General features: G+C 65.1%; 16 protein-coding genes. 10 read left to right on the top strand and 6 right to left on the bottom strand.

The features are described 5' to 3' along the window. Positions 1–23 precede the first annotated feature (23 nt). From AC1DW2_RS39265 to AC1DW2_RS39280, 4 genes are all read left to right on the top strand, one after another. Positions 24–1,073, top strand: a complete 1,050-nt coding sequence (locus AC1DW2_RS39265) for an aromatic ring-hydroxylating dioxygenase subunit alpha (protein WP_477008693.1) — start codon at positions 24–26, stop codon at positions 1,071–1,073. Positions 1,074–1,078: 5 nt separating this feature from the next. Further along, positions 1,079–1,840 (top strand): GntR family transcriptional regulator, encoded by a 762-nt coding sequence (locus AC1DW2_RS39270; RefSeq protein WP_063979735.1) that lies wholly within the window; start codon positions 1,079–1,081, stop codon positions 1,838–1,840. Between the two features lie 10 nt (positions 1,841–1,850). Next, the gene (locus AC1DW2_RS39275; RefSeq protein WP_477008694.1) at positions 1,851–2,831 is read left to right on the top strand and encodes a PDR/VanB family oxidoreductase; all 981 of its coding nucleotides are present in this window, start codon (positions 1,851–1,853) and stop codon (positions 2,829–2,831) included. A gap of 245 nt (positions 2,832–3,076) precedes the next feature. Then, positions 3,077–3,520 (top strand): DoxX family protein, encoded by a 444-nt coding sequence (locus AC1DW2_RS39280; RefSeq protein ID WP_071917677.1) that lies wholly within the window; start codon positions 3,077–3,079, stop codon positions 3,518–3,520. A 6-nt stretch (positions 3,521–3,526) separates the two neighbouring features. On the opposite strand, the gene AC1DW2_RS39285 is transcribed toward AC1DW2_RS39280, so the two are convergent. The 3 genes from AC1DW2_RS39285 to AC1DW2_RS39295 all read right to left on the bottom strand — a co-directional run bounded on the left by AC1DW2_RS39285 (position 3,527) and on the right by AC1DW2_RS39295 (position 6,667). Next, positions 3,527–3,676, bottom strand: a complete 150-nt coding sequence (locus tag AC1DW2_RS39285; RefSeq protein WP_354098663.1) for a hypothetical protein — start codon at positions 3,674–3,676, stop codon at positions 3,527–3,529. A gap of 294 nt (positions 3,677–3,970) precedes the next feature. Then, the gene (locus AC1DW2_RS39290) at positions 3,971–5,932 is read right to left on the bottom strand and encodes a putative bifunctional diguanylate cyclase/phosphodiesterase (RefSeq protein ID WP_477008695.1); all 1,962 of its coding nucleotides are present in this window, start codon (positions 5,930–5,932) and stop codon (positions 3,971–3,973) included. Between the two features lie 369 nt (positions 5,933–6,301). Then, positions 6,302–6,667, bottom strand: a complete 366-nt coding sequence (locus tag AC1DW2_RS39295) for a nuclear transport factor 2 family protein (protein ID WP_477008696.1) — start codon at positions 6,665–6,667, stop codon at positions 6,302–6,304. A 100-nt stretch (positions 6,668–6,767) separates the two neighbouring features. Here AC1DW2_RS39295 and AC1DW2_RS39300 point away from each other — a divergent pair, with 100 nt between their 5' ends. From AC1DW2_RS39300 to hemC, 3 genes are read left to right on the top strand one after another with little or no spacing between them, the layout of a single operon-like run. After that, complete coding sequence (locus AC1DW2_RS39300; protein ID WP_477008697.1) at positions 6,768–7,358, top strand: TetR/AcrR family transcriptional regulator; 591 nt, start codon at positions 6,768–6,770, stop codon at positions 7,356–7,358. 51 nt (positions 7,359–7,409) lie between these two features. Further along, the gene (locus tag AC1DW2_RS39305) at positions 7,410–9,035 is read left to right on the top strand and encodes a GMC family oxidoreductase (RefSeq protein ID WP_477008698.1); all 1,626 of its coding nucleotides are present in this window, start codon (positions 7,410–7,412) and stop codon (positions 9,033–9,035) included. 25 nt (positions 9,036–9,060) lie between these two features. Continuing rightward, positions 9,061–10,041, top strand: a complete 981-nt coding sequence (gene hemC / locus AC1DW2_RS39310; protein ID WP_477008699.1) for a hydroxymethylbilane synthase — start codon at positions 9,061–9,063, stop codon at positions 10,039–10,041. Between the two features lie 237 nt (positions 10,042–10,278). Here hemC and hemE read toward each other — a convergent pair whose 3' ends face one another. Then, positions 10,279–11,313: a uroporphyrinogen decarboxylase gene (hemE, locus tag AC1DW2_RS39315; RefSeq protein WP_477008700.1), complete on the bottom strand. Its 1,035-nt coding sequence runs from the start codon at positions 11,311–11,313 to the stop codon at positions 10,279–10,281. Positions 11,314–11,421: 108 nt separating this feature from the next. Between hemE and AC1DW2_RS39320 the strand changes: the two genes are divergently transcribed. Both AC1DW2_RS39320 and AC1DW2_RS39325 read left to right on the top strand, forming a co-directional pair. Continuing rightward, positions 11,422–11,637 carry a hypothetical protein gene (locus AC1DW2_RS39320; protein ID WP_014497480.1) on the top strand — a complete coding sequence of 72 codons (216 nt, stop codon included), beginning with the start codon at positions 11,422–11,424 and terminating at the stop codon, positions 11,635–11,637. Positions 11,638–11,825: 188 nt separating this feature from the next. Then, positions 11,826–13,730 (top strand): diguanylate cyclase domain-containing protein, encoded by a 1,905-nt coding sequence (locus AC1DW2_RS39325; RefSeq protein ID WP_477008701.1) that lies wholly within the window; start codon positions 11,826–11,828, stop codon positions 13,728–13,730. Positions 13,731–13,740: 10 nt separating this feature from the next. Here the strand turns inward: AC1DW2_RS39325 and AC1DW2_RS39330 are convergent, their stop codons facing one another. Beyond that, a complete protein-coding gene (locus AC1DW2_RS39330) occupies positions 13,741–13,959 on the bottom strand; it encodes a SlyX family protein (RefSeq protein ID WP_477008702.1) in 219 nt (72 codons plus the stop codon). Next, complete coding sequence (gene trhO / locus AC1DW2_RS39335; RefSeq protein ID WP_477008703.1) at positions 13,949–14,716, bottom strand: oxygen-dependent tRNA uridine(34) hydroxylase TrhO; 768 nt, start codon at positions 14,714–14,716, stop codon at positions 13,949–13,951. The genes AC1DW2_RS39330 and trhO overlap by 11 nt, the downstream gene beginning before the upstream one ends. A gap of 212 nt (positions 14,717–14,928) precedes the next feature. Here trhO and ggt point away from each other — a divergent pair, with 212 nt between their 5' ends. Then, a complete protein-coding gene (gene ggt, locus AC1DW2_RS39340; protein WP_477008704.1) occupies positions 14,929–16,515 on the top strand; it encodes a gamma-glutamyltransferase in 1,587 nt (528 codons plus the stop codon). Positions 16,516–16,562: the final 47 nt, after the last annotated feature.

The following is a 16,562-nucleotide window of genomic DNA, read 5'->3' on the forward strand; positions in this document are numbered from 1 at the left end:
CATAAGCCTTGGGAGTGAGACCGGTGACAAAACCCTTCCCCATGAACGCCTGGTACGCGGCCGCCTGGGACGCCGACGTCAAGCCGGCGCTGTTGCCGCGGACGATCTGCGGCAAGCACGTCGTGATGTATCGCAAGGCCGATGGCTCGGTGGCCGCGCTGGAGGATGCCTGCTGGCACCGCCTGGTGCCGCTGTCCAAGGGCCGGCTGGAAGGCGACACCGTCGTCTGCGGCTATCACGGCCTGAAATACAATGCGCAGGGGCGCTGCACCTTCATGCCCTCGCAGGAGACCATCAATCCGTCGGCCTGCGTCCGCGCTTATCCCCTGGTCGAGCGTCATCGTTACATCTGGCTCTGGATGGGCGATCCCGCGCTGGCCGATCCCGCGCTGGTGCCGGACATGCACTGGAATCACGATCCGGCCTGGGCCGGCGACGGCAAGACCATCCACGTCAATTGCGACTACCGCCTCGTGCTCGACAATCTCATGGACCTAACCCACGAGACCTTCGTGCACGGCTCCTCGATCGGCAACGATGCGGTCGCCGAGGCGCCATTCGACGTCACCCATGGCGAGAAGACGGTGACGGTGACGCGCTGGATGCGCGGCATCGAGGCGCCGCCGTTCTGGGCCAAGCAGCTCGGCAGGCCCGGCCTCGTCGACCGCTGGCAGATCATCCGCTTCGAAGCCCCGTGCACGATCGCGATCGATGTCGGCGTGGCGCCGACAGGCACCGGCGCGCCGGAAGGCGACCGCTCTCAGGGCGTCAACGGTTTCGTGCTCAACACCATTACGCCTGAGACCGAGAAGACCTGCCACTATTTCTGGGCGTTCGTCCGCAACTATCAGATCGGCGAGCAGCGCATCACCACCGAGATCCGCGAAGGCGTCTCCGGCATCTTCCACGAGGACGAGCTGATCCTCGAGGCGCAGCAGCGCGCCATGGACGAGAACCTCGATCGGATCTTCTACAACCTCAACATCGACGCCGGTGCGATGTGGACGCGCAAGCTGATCGACAGGATGGTGGCGAAGGAAAGCGCGCCGCAGCAGCTCCAGGCCGCGGAGTAGGCCAGGTGAAACCAGCGCCTGAGCGAGAGGTCGACCGCTCCGTCTCGCAGACCGTGAAGGCGCAGCTCGCGCTGCGCGACCAGATCCTGTCGGGTCGCTTACGGCCCGGCGAGCGCATCTCCGAGCTGCAGGCGGTGGAGACGACCGGCGCTTCGCGCACGCCGGTGCGCATGGCGCTGGTGCGGCTCGAGGAGGAAGGCCTGCTGGAGGCGATTCCTTCCGGCGGCTTCATGGTGAAGGCGTTTTCCGAACGCGACATCTCCGATTCCATCGAGCTGCGTGGCACGCTCGAAGGGCTCGCCGCGCGCTTCGCAGCCGAGCGCGGCGTCTCCGCACGCGAGCTCGAGCCACTGAAGGAGTGCCTTGCCGCAATTGACGAATTGCTGCGCCAGGTGCCGATCTCGGTCGACGCGTTCTCATCCTATGTCACGCTGAACGCGCGCTTCCACGCACTGCTCACGGAACTGTCGCGCAGCCCGCCGCTGATCCGGCAGATCGACCGCGCCTCGGCGCTGCCGTTCGCCTCGCCCAGCGGTTTCGTGATGGCGCAATCGGCGCTGCCCGAGGCGCAGCAGATTCTGATCATCGGGCAGGAGCACCATCGCGTCGTGATCGACGCCATCGAGAACCGCGAAGGCGCCCGCGCCGAAGCCGTGATGCGCGAGCACGCGCGCCTCGCGGTGCGAAACTTGCGGCTTGCGCTGCGCAACCGCACCCATCTCGACCTCTTGCCGGCGCTCGCGCTGATCAGGACCGCAACCGACTAGGGCAATCGCCATGCGCTTCATCGAAACCTGGATTCCGGCAACGCTCGTCGCGACGCGCGATCTTGCGCCGGGCATCCGCGAATTCCTGATCCTGCCGGATCAGTTCGACGGCACGGCCTATCCGGTCGGCAGCCACATCAATATCAGCGTGACCATCGATGGCCTGCCGGAGACGCGATCCTATTCGCTGGTCGGCGAGGCGTCCTCGCGCGGTTTCAGGATCGCGGTGCGTCGCGCCGAGGATTCCCGCGGCGGCTCGCGCTATATGTGGCAGCTCGCACCCGGCGCTCGGCTCGACATCACCCGGCCGGCTTCGCTGCTCGCGGTCGACTGGACGCGCGAAAACTATTGCCTGATCGCCGGCGGCATCGGCATCACGCCGATCCTTGGTGCCGCACAGGCGCTGGCGCGTCGCGGCGCTGACGTCACGCTGCATTATGCCGTGCGCTCGCGCACCGATGCCGCCTATCTCGACGATCTCGCCAAAATGCTCGGTGAGCGCCTGGTCGTTCACGCGAGCGAGGAGGGCCGGCGGCTCGACCTCGATGCGCTGTTCGGATCATTGCAGCAAGGTGCGCTGGCGCTGTTCTGCGGCCCGATGCGGATGTTGGATGCCGCGCGCCACGCCTGGATCGGCGCCGGCCATCCGCTTCCCGATCTCCGCTACGAGACCTTCGGCTCCAGCGGCACGCTGCCGACCGAGACGTTTCGCGTGCGCCTGAAGGGGACCGATGTCGAGCTCGAAATCCCGCGCGAGCGCTCGATGCTTGATGTGCTCAATGCCAGCGGGCATGACGTGATGTACGACTGCAAGCGCGGCGAATGCGGCCTGTGCGCGATCGACGTGGTCGAGGTTGACGGCGAGATCGATCATCGCGACGTCTTCTTCAGCGATCACCAGAAGCAAAGCAACCAGAAGATCTGCGCCTGCGTCTCCCGCGCCCGCGGCACCATCACCGTGGACACGCTGCTGCGGGCGGACGCGGTCTGACCGGGGCTGGAAGGCGTACTCGGAAAACGCGATCAGCCTGAGGCATGCGCATCCGCTCTCCTCTCGGGCGCAGATGGGCGCAGGTCGTCCTGGCGAGGCAGCTAAGGGCGGCGACGAAGCGGGCTTCGTTTGCAGCGCCAACGGGCCGGCAAGAGCGCTTCGTGCGGTCCGCCAATCATGATAGGCTTGCTCTCGGCAATAAAAGTGTTCAGCCGGTCTTGGACAGCAAGGGTGGAGATTCTGCCATGAAATCCAATTCTGTCTCGCTGGCAGTCGATGCGTTCGCCACAGGGCGAGCCGACGCGCTGATTTTGATCGGCCGCATTCTCCTCGCGTGGGTATTCGTCGGAAGCGCGTATGGAGCAATATCCAACTTCAGCGGCTCTGTGGGTTATTTCAGGTCCCTGAACCTTCCAGCACCTGAGCTGTTCACGATGACGAACATCGTACTGGAGGTATTGATATCCGTCGGTTTGATATTGGGCGTCGGTACGCGCTACTGCGCAATTCTGACGTTTGTGTTCGTATTGGCGGCAACGGCTATTGCGCACCGCTACTGGGAGTATCCCGCGGGTGCGCAGCAGATCGGTCAATACAACCACTTCTTGAAGAATGTCTCGATCATGGGAGGCGCGATGTTGATCTTCGTCACCGGGGCAGGCCGGTTCAGTTTCGATCGGGCATCGTAGCCGGCATCACTTCAAGTCGGGCTTGAAAGCTTCCTCGATCACGCGGCGGATGCTCTTTGAGAGCTGTTTCAGGGTCTTGCTCACGAGGGCGAAAAGAAGCATCAACCATGTCGCAAGCGCGGCACACCACAGCACGACTTCCAATATCTCAGGCATGATGATGCCCCTCAAAAATAATTACTTTGAAATGCGGCAAGTGTTGCTTAATGGGGCCGACACGGCAAGCCGTCTTGAGAGTGGTAGCGCGCCGAAACACTCGGAAACGCTCTCAAAACAGCGGACAGCCTTAGGTCAGGGATGCAGACCAACCCTATGACCGCGAAGACTGGCGCGGGATGCAGAACTGCCTGGCAGTGATTCATTTGCAAAGGGCGGCTTGAAGAAATTCTGCCCTGCGCGAGTCTGCTTCACCCCTGGAAGCGGACCGCCTCACATTTGCGAGTATATGCCCTACGCTGCGTAGGTCGCCCGCAGCTTCTTCGTGTCCAGCAGCGCCAGCACGCCGTCGGCCGACACCGGCCGGCTGATCAGATAGCCCTGCGCTTCGTCGCAACCGAACTGGCGCAGAAATTCGAGCTGGTCGGCGGTCTCGACGCCTTCCGCAACCACGCCGATGCGCAGGTCTCGCGCAAGCGAGATCACCGACTTCACGATCGCGGCGCAGTCGGGCTGCATCAGCATGTCGCGGATGAAGGACTGGTCGATCTTGATACGGCTGAACGGCAGCTTGCGCAGATAGGTGAGCGAGGAGAAGCCGGTGCCGAAATCGTCCAGCGCCACCGTGATGCCGAGCTCGAGCAGCGCGTTCAGGATCGACGCCGCGGAGCCGTATTTCGACAGCAGCATCGATTCCGTGATCTCGATCTCGAGCCGGTGCGGGGCGACCTTCGCGTCTGCGAGCGCCTGCACGATGGTCTGGAGGATGCCGGTGCTGTGAAACTGCGCGGCGGAGAAGTTCACGGCGACCCTGATGTCCTCGGGCCAGTCCGAAAGCGTCGCGCAGGCGCGCCGGATCACCCATTCGCCGATCTCGTGGATCAGCCCGGTCTCCTCGGCGATCGGGATGAATTCGCTCGGCGGTACCAGTCCGCGCCGGGGATGCTGCCAGCGCAGCAACGCCTCGAAGCCGGTGATGCGGTTCTCGCCGAGATCGAGGAACGGCTGGAACACCAGGAACAGCTCGTCCCTGGCGATGGCGCCTTCGAGGTCCGCTTGCAGCGCCTTGCGATCGCGTGACACCCTGTCATCTGCTTCCTCGAAGAAGCAGACCGTGCCGGGACCTGCCTTCTTGGCGCGATACAGCGCGGCGTCGGCATTCTTCATGATGTCGAGCTGCGTGGTGCCGTCGCGCGGCGCCAGCACGATGCCGACGCTGGTCGCGCCGACGATCTGGCGGCCCTCGAACTGGAACGGTTCGTCGAAGGCCGCGACGAAGCGTTCGGCGATCTCGAGCGCATCCTCCGGCCGCGCCAGATTGGCCATCACCAGCGCGAACTCGTCGCCGCCGATTCGCGCGACGTGCTCGGCGGCGCGCGTGCAGCGTTGCAGCCGGCTTGCGACCTGCACCAGGAATTCGTCGCCCGCGGGGTGGCCGAACTTGTCGTTGACCTCCTTGAAGCGGTCGAGGTCGAGCAGGAGCACCGCGAATTCCTCGCCGGACAGGGCCATCCGCCGCAGCGCGGCTTCGAGCGTCTCGTTGAAGGCGAAGCGGTTGGGCAACAGCGTGAGGGGATCCTGCCGGACCGTGCGCTCGGCCTCGATCTGCCGGATCACGCGTCGCGCGAACGCGAATGAATTGACGAACACCGCGCGCAGCAGCACGCCGCCGTAAACCACCACCAGGATGGCCATCAGCACATAGGCGGGATCGCCGTCGCGGCCGAGGCAGATGGCGATGCCGACGAAGATGGGGCTGGTGAAGGCGATGGCCGCAATCGGGATCGTGGCGAAGGCAAGCGCGCCGCCGGCCAGCATTCCCGAGCAAAGGCAGGTGATGACGAGCTGGCCGCCGGTCGCGGCATTCGCGAAGAAGGCGACCGGGACGATGCCCCAGGCAACGCCGAGCACGAAGGCGTTGCGCACCAGCCGATGCATCGCCCGGCGCGAAACGAATTGCGGTTTTGTGATCCGGCGCGAGGCGTGGGATTGCAGGCCGAACGCAATCGCGGCGCCGGCCACGATTGCGGCCCAGGCCAACGCAAACTTCCAGTCCGGCGAATGCCAGAGCGCGATGGCGAGCACGGCCGCGTTACAGGCATTGGCAAGCATGATGCCGACGGAGTAGCCGAGCACCAGTGACATCTGATCGGCGCGGATATGTCCGGCGACGGCTTCGTCGGTTGCAGGACCGCCAAAGGCCGACAGATCGCCGGCGAATAGCCGCGCGAAATAGCTGGTCGTCTGAGTCCGCATTCCAGGGCCTAGCAGCATGGGCCGTTTGTCCGGCTCGATCAGGAGGATTCGCTGCAAACCTTTGACGAAATATGAATTATCCCCGCTGGCCACGATCGCCATGGCCACTTCTGCGTGTTCAAGCGAGGGTATCGATAACAAATCGATACAAATGCGGCGCCCCGCGTTACGGTTGTAACAGTGGGCCGATCGCAGAACGCGCTCGGCCTTCATGGTTCGAGACGCGCCGCAAGGCGGCGCTCCTCACCATGAGGGTCTAAGATGTTGCCGCGGAGCAGACCTCATCCTGAGGAGCCCGCTGAAGGCGGGCGTCTCGAAGGATGGCCGCGAGGAGGCTGCCAACCCGATCTGTTGTCAATGTGCCGGACGTCACCGCCCCAGCTGCTTCGGATCGTAATAGAACCGTTCTTCGATCAGCTGATCGCCCTGCCAGGTCTGCCACGCGATCTCATCCAGCGTTCGGGTGACGCCTTCGGCATTGGTGAAGCTGAAGCTCCAGCGGGTCGCGACGTGATCGCCCTCGATCAGGCTCGGCCCGATGCGGACGGCCTTGACCTCCCTAGATGCCGCCAGCACGCCGCGCTCCTTGGCGACGAGCTTGTCGCGGCCGACCGTCGGGGCGGCGTTGTTCTCATAGGTCGCGGCATCGGGCGTGTAGTACTGCTCGATCGCTTCGACAAACTCCCCGTTCTCCAGCCGCTTGGCAAAGGCTTCAACGACATCACGGCTCGGCATGGATCACCTCACGATTAAAACCGACTGATAGTCGGTAAATACCGACCGGTAGTCGAAAAGTCAACTGGCCGGGTGCGACGAATTGGACTAGACGGGAGCCATGGCAAAGCAGGCGGAGCGGCGGGCGGCGACATCGGAGGCGATCCTGACGGCGGCGCGCCGCCTGTTCGGGATGCAGGGCTTTGCCGCGACCACCATGGACGACATCGCGGAGGCCGCGGGCGTCGCCAAGGGCGCGGTCTATCATCACTTCAAGACCAAGGAGGCGGTGTTCGAAGCGGTGTTCGATTCTGTCTCGCGCGATCTCGTCGCCGAGATCGACCGGACCGCGCGCGCCGAGAAGGACGTGCTCGCCGCGATGGTCGCCGGCACCCAGCATTATTTTGCGGCGACCGCCAAGGGCCCGACAGGTCAGATCATCCTGCGCGACGGCCCGGCCGTGCTCGGCTGGGAGCGCTGGCGCGAGATCGACGCGCAGCATTTTGGCGGTAAGATGCCGCGCGCGCTGTCGGTGGCGATGGAGGCCGGCCTCATCGCAAAGCAGCCGGTCGAGCCGCTGGCGCGGCTGCTGCTCGGCGCGGTGACGGAGGCCGCGGTCGCCTGCGTCGGACGCGCGGATATCGCAAGGGCGGGCGCGGAATACGCCCGTGCGTTCAAGTCGCTGGTCGAGGCGCTGCGTCTGCGCGCATGATTGTGCTAGTGACGAACCGGAAACGCCCACCAACAAGAAGAACAGTAGCGCATGAACGCAAATTCCTCCCTCGCGCCGTCCGATCCTGAGTTCGACTACATCATCGTCGGCGCCGGCTCCGCCGGCTGCGTGCTCGCCAACAGGCTGTCTGCGAACGGCAAGCACAGCGTGCTGCTGCTCGAGGCGGGACCTAAGGATTCCAACATCTGGATCCACGTGCCGCTCGGCTACGGAAAACTGTTCAAGGAGAAGACGGTCAACTGGATGTACCAGACCGAGCCGGAGCCCGAATTGAAGGGGCGCCAGGTGTTCCAGCCGCGCGGCAAGACGCTGGGCGGATCGAGCTCGATCAACGGCCTGCTTTATGTCCGCGGCCAGCACGAGGATTACGATCGCTGGCGCCAGCACGGCAATGCCGGCTGGGGCTATGACGACGTGCTGCCCTATTTCAAGAAAGCCGAGAACCAGGCGCGTGGCGCCGATCAATATCACGGCAGCGGCGGCCCGCTGCCGGTGTCCAACATGGTCGTGACCGATCCGCTGTCGAAGGCCTTCATGGATGCCGCGGTCGAGACCGGTCTGCCCTACAATCCCGATTTCAACGGCGCCTCGCAGGAGGGCGTCGGCCTGTTCCAGACCACGACGCGCAACGGCCGCCGTGCCTCGACGGCGGTGGCCTATCTTGGACCCGCGAAGACGCGCAGCAATCTCAAGGTCGAGACCGAGGCGCTCGGCCAGCGCGTGCTGTTCGAGGCACGCCGCGCGGTCGGCGTCGAATATCGGCAAGGCACAACCGTGCGCCGGGCCCGCGCGCGCAAGGAGGTCGTGCTGTCGAGCGGCGCCTACAACTCGCCGCAGCTCCTTCAGCTCTCCGGCGTCGGCCCTGCCGATCTCTTGCGCAAGCACGGCATCGATGTCCTGCTGGACGCGCCGGGCGTCGGCCACGATCTCCAGGACCACATGCAGGTCCGCATTGTGATGCGTTGCTCGCAGAAGATCACGCTCAACGACACCGTCAATAATCCGTTCCGCCGCACGTTGGCCGGCGCGCGCTATGCGCTGTTCCGGAAGGGCTGGCTGACCATCGCGGCCGGCACCGCGGGCGCGTTCTTCAAGACCAGTCCGCGGCTTGCTTCGCCCGACATCCAGGTGCATTTCCTGCCGTTCTCGACCGACAAGATGGGGGAGAAGCTGCATGATTTTTCCGGGTTCACGGCGTCGGTGTGCCAGCTCCGGCCCGAAAGCCGCGGGACCTTGCGCATCAAAAGTGCGGACCCGACCGTGCCGCCGGAGATCCGCATCAACTACATGTCCACCGAGACCGATCGCACCACCAACGTCGAAGGTCTCAAGATCCTGCGCAAGATCCTGAATGCGCCGGCGCTGAAGCCGTTCGTGGTCAGCGAGTACGATCCTGGCGCGAAGGTATCCACGGATGGAGAGCTGCTCGATTATTGCCGCGAGCGCGGCAGCACCATCTACCATCCGACCTCGACCTGTCGTATGGGCAATGACGCGCTGGCGGTGGTGGATCAGCGGCTGAAGGTGAGGGGGCTCGAAGGCCTTCGCATCGTCGACGGTTCGATCATGCCGGACCTCGTGTCGGGGAATACCAACGCGCCGATCATCATGATCGCCGAAAAGGCCTCCGACATGATATTGGAGGATGCGCGATAAACATTGCGCTGAAAGGACATTCGACTTGGCTACGCGACTGAAGATCGGCACACGCAAGAGCGCGATGGCGCTGGCACAGACGGAAGAGATTGCGCGCCGCCTGACCGCCGCCATGCCCGATCTCGATGTCGAGATCGTCAAGTTCGACACCACGGGCGATCTCGACCAGACCAGCAAGCTGCTGCCGCATGGCGGCAAGGGCGGCGCCTTCGTGGCGCAGATCCGCGCTGCCGTGCTCTCCGGCGAATTGCAGGCCGCGATGCATTCGCTGAAGGACATGCCCGGCAATGAGGACACGCCCGGCCTCGTCATCGGCGCGACCCTGTCGCGCGATCCGCCGAGTGACGCACTGGTGCTGCGCGAGGGCGTGACGCTGGAAGCGCTGCGCCAGTCGCGCGGCAAGGGTTTCAAGATCGGCACCAACGCCGTGCGTCGCGCCGCCTATGCGCGGCGGCTGTTTCCCGATGTCGAAGTGATCCACTTCCGCGGCGCCGCCGACACGCGCGTGCGAAAACTCGACAATGGCGAGAAGCAGAAGTTGCCGGATGGCGGCGCGGTGGGTCCCGCCGATGCGCTGATCATGGCGCGTTCGGGCCTCGACCGCGTCGGCCTCTCGCACCGTATCGCCTATGAATTCTCCGCGGCGGAGATGCTGCCCGCGGCAGGGCAAGGCATCGTCGCCGTGGAATGCGCCGCGCAGGACTGGCAGACGCGGCAGATCCTGGCATCGATCGACGACGCCTCTGCGCACGCTTCTGCCGATGCCGAGCGCGAGGTGCTGTGGGTGCTCAACGGCCATTGCAATTCGCCGGTGGCGGGTTTTTCGACCATCGCAGGCGATCAGATGTCGCTGACGGCGTCCGTGCTCGACCTCTCCGGCAACACCATCATCGAAGCCTCGCACACGGGCCCCGCCAACCGCCCGCGCGAGCTCGGCCGTGCGGTAGGGCTGGATCTGCTGACGAAGGGCGCCGCCGAGATCATCGAGCGCAGCCGGCCGCGCTGACGCGCTGACTGAAGTCCCCGGCGTCATTGCGAGCGCAGCGAAGCAATCCAGACTGCTACCCGCGGAAAGATTCTGGATTGCTTCGCTGCGCTCGCAATGACGCGTTTGGTGCAGAGCCGTCGTCTAGCCCGCTTCAGCGAAGCCGGGCTCTAAGTCATTGATCTGGCGTGGTCTCTCTACTGTGCATGGGGTTGTTTTCGCGGTTTTTGTTTCCGCTCCCCTCCGGGGCGCAACAAATTAGCCCCGCACGCGCTTCAGCATCTGCTCGACATGGGCGATCGGGGTTTCCGGCTGGATGCCGTGGCCGAGATTGAAGATGAAGCGCCCTTGCGCAAAGTTCGCCAGCACGTTGTCCACCGCGCGGTCGAGCGCCGCGCCGCCCGTGATCAGCACCAGCGGATCGAGATTGCCCTGCACGGCGACCTTGCTCTGCACGCGCTCGCGGATGAAGGCCGGCTCGGCAGTCCAGTCGATGCTGACGGCATTCACGCCGGTCGCTTCGACATAACCCGGCAATTGCGCGCCGGCCCCGCGCGGGAAGCCGATGATCTTCGCATCGGGCACTTTTGCGCGCACGCCTTCGACGATGCGCCGCGTCGGCTCGACCGACCAGCGCGCGAACTCGGCCGGCGGCAGCACGCCGGCCCAAGTGTCGAAGATCTGCAACGCATCGGCACCGGCCGCGAGTTGCGCCAGCAGATATGCGATCGAGTTCTCCACGAGCACGTCGATGATTGTCGCAAACGCCTCCGGATGCCGGTAGGCCATCATCCGCGCCGGCGCCTGGTCGGGCGTGCCTTGGCCTGCGACCATGTAGGTCGCCACCGTCCACGGCGCTCCGCAGAAGCCGATCAGTGCGGTCTTGGGATCGAGCGCACCGCGCACGAGCCTGAGCGCTTCGAACACCGGCTTGAGCTTGCCGAAGTCGGCGTGTGCGGCGAGCGTCGCGACTTTTGCGGGATCATCCAGCGGCTCCAGCCGCGGACCCTCGCCAACCTCGAACCGCACGGAACGGCCGAGCGCATAGGGGATCACCAGAATGTCGGAGAAGATGATCGCCGCATCGAAGCCGAACCTGCGGATCGGCTGCAGCGTCACTTCGGCGGCAAGCTCCGGGTTGAAGCAGAGATCGAGGAAGCCGCCGGCCTTGGCTCGCACCTCGCGATATTCCGGCAGATAACGCCCGGCCTGCCGCATCATCCACATGGGCGGGGTAGCCTGGCGCTGGCCGGAGAGCACGTCGGTGAAGGGCTTTGTCGCAGACTGGGGCACGGACGGTCCTATCAAGATTGAGGTTCCTGATACACTGCCGGAAGCCGGAGCGGAACAGTGGAACCAGCGCAAATGCACCGCGTTGACCTCCCAATCGAGGAGGACTCCATGGCTGAGACATTCAATCCCGCGCCGCACGACAAGCACGCTGATGATCTTGGCAAGGCGCTGGCCGCCGATCGCCATACCAAGCTTGAAGCCGGGCTGGAGGACAGTTTCCCTGCGTCCGATCCGGTCAGCGCTGCGCAGCCGACACCGTCGAAGGCCGATGCGGACGCCGACAGTCCCTCGCTCTGGGACAAGGTTAAGTCGATCTTCAGCTAAGGCCGACGTTCAGCGAGCGCCGGGGCGCTCGGTTTCCGATAGGGTCGCTAACGCATTGTTAGCGATCCAGCGACGCTCCAGTCCGTAGGAGTACGGGAAAACCCGCATAACGCTGCGAATGTTCTCAAGCGTTTCAGGGTTCAATAACAGAAGCGGTGGAAGTTCCGGCGATCGGAGATTTCTGCCGCATGACCGTCGCCTCACAAAGAGCCGGATGGAGCCGCCTGCCGTTGCGCGCGGCGGCGTTCGTCGTGCTCACTTGCGCGACTATCCTCGGCGTCAGCGGCTGGCGCGAATGGGCCGCGCGCGATGCCGTGCTCAAGGGCGCCGAGACCGAGATGGCGAATGTTGCGCGCTCGCTGACGCAGCATGCGGAGGACAGCCTCGATCTGCTGGATTCCGGCGTCGTCGGCGTCGTCAGCCGTCTGGAGATGGACGGCGCCGAACCCGCCACGATCGCCAAGCTCAGGAACCTGCTAGAGGCGCGCAAGAAGGCGATCGCGCGCATTCACAGCCTCGCCATCATAGACGACCAGGGCAACTGGTTGACCTCGCCGGGCACGATCGGCTCGACGCTGAGCGACGACGCCTTCTTCCGTCATCACCAGCTCTCCCCGAAACGGGAGCCTCATGTCGGCCATCCGGTGCGGAGCCAGCTCGATGGCGAATGGGTCGTCACCCTCTCGCGCCGCTTCAACAAGCAGGACGGCAGCTTCGGCGGCGTCGTGCTTGCGACCATCAGCGCGAACTATCTCGCGCATTTCTACGAGCAGTTCGAGCTCGGCCGCAACAGCTCCGTGGCGCTCGTGCATGGCGACGGCATGATCATCGCGCGCAATCCAAGCAACGACAGGTTCGTCGGCCGCAGCGTCGCCGACACCCCGCTATTCCGTGACGCGAGCCTGCAGCAGCCGGGCGGCGCATACCATTTCAGGTCGCCGCTGGACGGCGCTGAGCGCGTCAGCTTCTTCAAGCGCTCTGGCCGTTATCCGCTCGTCCTGCTTGCCATGGTCGACAAGGCCGAGCTGCTGGCGCCCTGGCGCGCCGCGGCGATCTCTCGCATGCTCTACGTGCTCGCGCTGGTCGTGCTGATCGCGGTCATCGGTGCGGTGCTGGTGCGGCAGTTGCAGCGGGGCCAGCGCATGGCCGCGGCCCTGGTCGAGAAAGAGGCGCATTTCCGCCTGCTTGCCGAAGGCTCCAGCGACATGGTGACCCGCATCKGGCTCGACGAGCGGCTGCGCTATGTCTCGCCCTCGTCGGTTCGCGTCGTCGGCTGGCGGCCCAATCAGCTGATCGGAACGCCGGCGCTCGCCGGCATCCATGCGGATGATCGGCCGCAGGTCCAGGCGCTCGTCGATGCCATGAAGCGTGGCGAAAAGGACGAGGCGCGCGTCACCTATCGCAACGCGCACCGGCAAAACTCGGAAGTCTGGCTCGAATCGACCATGCGGGTGACGCGCAAGGAAAACGGCAACGTCGACGGGGTGGTCGCGATCTCGCGCGACATCACCGAGCAGAAGAAGCTGGAGACCAGGCTCGAGACGCTCGCGATCGAGGACAGCCTCACCGGGCTCGCCAACCGCCGCCGTTTCGACGAACAGTTGAAGGAGGAATGGGCGCGCGCCTATCGCGACCGCTCCAGCCTCGCTTTGCTGATGATCGACGTCGACCACTTCAAGGCCTACAACGACGAATACGGCCATCCCGCGGGCGATGCCTGTCTGCGCGTGGTGGCGAAGGTCATCGCGGCCGAGATGCAGCGCGCCGGAGATCTGGCTGCGCGCTATGGCGGTGAGGAATTCGCCATGCTGCTGCCGAACACCGATGCCGCCGGCTGCGCGCGGATCGGCGAGCGGATCCGCCGGGCGATCCGCGAGGCTGGCCTCGTCCACAGCACCAATCACGCGTCGGGCTGCGTCACCGCTTCGCTCGGCGGCGCGGCCTGCCGGCCCGCGCTGGAACGCACCGCCGGCGTGGGCTCGCTCGTCGAGGCCGCCGATCAGGCGCTCTATGCGGCGAAGCAGGGTGGGCGCGACCGCCTGATGATGTCGGTCGAGGTGGCGAGCCTGCTGCCGAAGGCGTCAGGGCTGTAGCCCATCATCCTCAATAATGCGGCGGGGGTTCGTTGGCGGGGCCCGGCGCATTCGTCTCGGCTTCCTGAAGTCGCTCGCCGAGCTCTGCGATCTTCCGCGTCAGCGCGTCGATCTGCTTCCATTGCGCGGTGGTCGTCTGGTTGAGCGTCTCGATCGTATCGTCCTGATAGGCGATGCGTGTCTCCAGCGTGTCGATCCGTTCGGCCAGCGCCTTGATGTCACTCGTCACGGTCGTGCCCCAATTCCTGTTCGCGTAGGCCCCGTTCGCGCAAGCCATGACCGAGTGCGACGCGCTCGTCGAATACAAAACATTCACCGCGCCAGCGGCTCTGCGCCTCCGGCACCTCTTCCAGATATTTGAGAATACCGCCCTTGAGGTGATAGACCTCGGCAAAGCCGCGCGCGAGCAGATGCGCGCTCGCCTTCTCGCAGCGGATGCCGCCGGTGCAGAACATCGCGATCCTGCGATGCTTGGCCGGATCGAGCTGCTCGGCGGCAAAATCCTTGAACTGGCCAAAGCTCTTGATCTCAGGGTCGACCGCGCCCTCGAACGTGCCCATCGCCACCTCGAAGGCGTTGCGGGTGTCGAGCACCAGCGTGTCGGGTGCCGCGATCAGCGCGTTCCATTCGGCGGCCTCGACGTAAGTGCCGACCTGCCGCGTCGGATCGACGGCCTCGTCGCCGAGCGTGACGATCTCCTTCTTCAGCCGCACCTTGAGCCGGCCGAACGGCATCGCCTCGGCGGTCGAGAATTTCAGCTCGAGATTGTTCAGCCGGCCGCCGAACAGGGTGCCGTGCGCGAGCTCGTGGACGAAGGCGTCGATCGCCTCGGGCGCACCCGCAATCGTGCCGTTGATACCTTCCTGGGCGAGCAGCACGCTGCCCTTGAGCGCGAGGCCTGCGCAGAACGCGCGCAACGGCTCGCGCAGCGCGCGGTAATCGGGCAGGGCGGCGAATTGGTAAAAGGCGGCGACCTTGTGGATCATGGCGGCTCGTTTAGCAGGCGGCCGCCGCCCAGAAAACCCGCATGGTCCCGGACGGCAAAAGGTCTATACGCCCAGCGGATGGCAGCTATTTCGCTGGTATGCCAGCATTGCCCCGACGGGCCGGAATGTGTCATGTAGGCCCGGTTTTTCCGAGACGGCGCGCCCTCCGCGCCGACGGCCCAAGAGAGCCCCCTGAGAGAGCAAGAATTCGCATGAGAAACTTCCATTTCCCCGGCAGGTCCACGGTCCACGCCACCAACGCGATGGTCGCGACCTCGCATCCGCAGGCCTCCCTGGCCGCGATCGAGGTGCTGCGCGAGGGCGGTACGGCGGTGGACGCGGCGGTGGCGGGTTCGGCGCTGCTCGGCGTGATCGAGCCGCAATCGACCGGCATCGGCGGCGATTGCTTTGCGCTGATCCAGCCGCGCGGCGAGGGCAAGATCATCGCCTATAACGGCTCCGGCCGGGCCCCGAAGGCGGCGAACGCCGACTGGTATCTCGAGCGCAAGATCAATTCCGTGCCGCTGACCTCGGCGCAGGCGGTCTCGATCCCCGGCGTGATCGACGCCTTCGCGACCGTGCTGCGCGATCACGGCAAGTTCGGCTTCGACCGCCTGCTCCAGCCCGCGATCAAGGCGGCGGAAGAGGGCTACGTGGTCGCCCCGCGCATCGCCTTCGACTGGAAGAACCAGTTCGAGAAGCTGAAGGGTGGCACCAACACCGTGCGTTACCTGTTGCCGGGCGGCAAGCCGCCGGTCACCGGCGACGTCATCCGCCAGGCCGAGCTCGGCAAGACGCTGCGCGCGATCGCCAAGGACGGCCGCGACGCCTTCTACAAGGGCGCGATCGCGGAGGACATGGTCGAGACCCTGCGCGGGATCGGCGGCCTGCACACGCTCGACGATTTCGCCGCCCACACCACCGAGACGACGACGCCGATCGGCACCAATTACAAGGGTTACGACGTCTGGCAGTGCCCGCCGAACGGCCCGGGCGTCACCGCGCTCTTGATGCTCAACATCCTCTCGCGGTTCGACCTGACCAAGTACGCGCCGCTCAGCATCGAGCGCTTCCATCTCGAAGCGGAGGCCGCGCGCATCGCCTACATGAATCGCGAGATGCATGTCGCCGATCCTGAGCATATGAAGATCGACGTCGCCGAAATGCTCGCGAAGGGCTTTGCCGACGAATACATCAGCAAGATCCGCATGGATGGCATGCTCGACCTGCCGAATGTCGCGCCGCCGATGAATCCCTCGACTATCTACATCACGGTCGTGGACAAGGACCGCAACGTCTGCTCGTTCATCAATTCGATCGCGCATTCGTTCGGCTCGGCGATCGTCTCGAACAAGACCGGCGTGCTGTTCCAGAACCGCGCCGGCGGCTTCCGCATCCAGCCCGGCCATCCCAATTGCATCGCCGGGGGCAAGCGCCCGCTGCACACGATCATGCCGAGCCTCCTCACCAAGGGCGGCCGCTCCGTGATGCCGTTCGCGGTGATGGGCGGACAGTACCAGCCGGTCGGCCAGACCCACGTCGTGACCAACATCCTCGACTATGGCTGCGACGTGCAGGAGGCGATCGACATGCCGCGCGGTCTGCACTACGAGGGCCAGTACCAGCTCGAGGACAGCGTGCCTGCCGATATCGTCGAAGGCCTGAAGAAGCTCGGCCACAAGACCACCAGCGTGGTCGGCCCRCTCGGCGGCGCCCAGGCGATCTGGATCGACTGGGACAAGGGCACGCTCACCGGCGGTTCCGATCCGCGCAAGGACGGCTGCGCACTGGGCTATTAAGGGCCGAGGGCTGGAAACGATTGCGTCGTTGCGCTAGACACCTTCCG

Source organism: Bradyrhizobium sp. P3_C3, assembly GCF_056402655.1.

Coding starts and splice junctions, on each gene's coding strand:
- AC1DW2_RS39275 (WP_477008694.1), top strand. CDS start 1,851: ATGCGCTTCATCGAAACCTGGATTCCGGCAACGCTCGTCGCGACGCGC.
- AC1DW2_RS39280 (WP_071917677.1), top strand. CDS start 3,077: ATGAAATCCAATTCTGTCTCGCTGGCAGTCGATGCGTTCGCCACAGGG.
- AC1DW2_RS39285 (WP_354098663.1), bottom strand. CDS start 3,676: ATGCCTGAGATATTGGAAGTCGTGCTGTGGTGTGCCGCGCTTGCGACA.
- AC1DW2_RS39290 (WP_477008695.1), bottom strand. CDS start 5,932: ATGCGGACTCAGACGACCAGCTATTTCGCGCGGCTATTCGCCGGCGAT.
- AC1DW2_RS39295 (WP_477008696.1), bottom strand. CDS start 6,667: ATGCCGAGCCGTGATGTCGTTGAAGCCTTTGCCAAGCGGCTGGAGAAC.
- AC1DW2_RS39300 (WP_477008697.1), top strand. CDS start 6,768: ATGGCAAAGCAGGCGGAGCGGCGGGCGGCGACATCGGAGGCGATCCTG.
- AC1DW2_RS39305 (WP_477008698.1), top strand. CDS start 7,410: ATGAACGCAAATTCCTCCCTCGCGCCGTCCGATCCTGAGTTCGACTAC.
- AC1DW2_RS39320 (WP_014497480.1), top strand. CDS start 11,422: ATGGCTGAGACATTCAATCCCGCGCCGCACGACAAGCACGCTGATGAT.
- trhO (WP_477008703.1), bottom strand. CDS start 14,716: ATGATCCACAAGGTCGCCGCCTTTTACCAATTCGCCGCCCTGCCCGAT.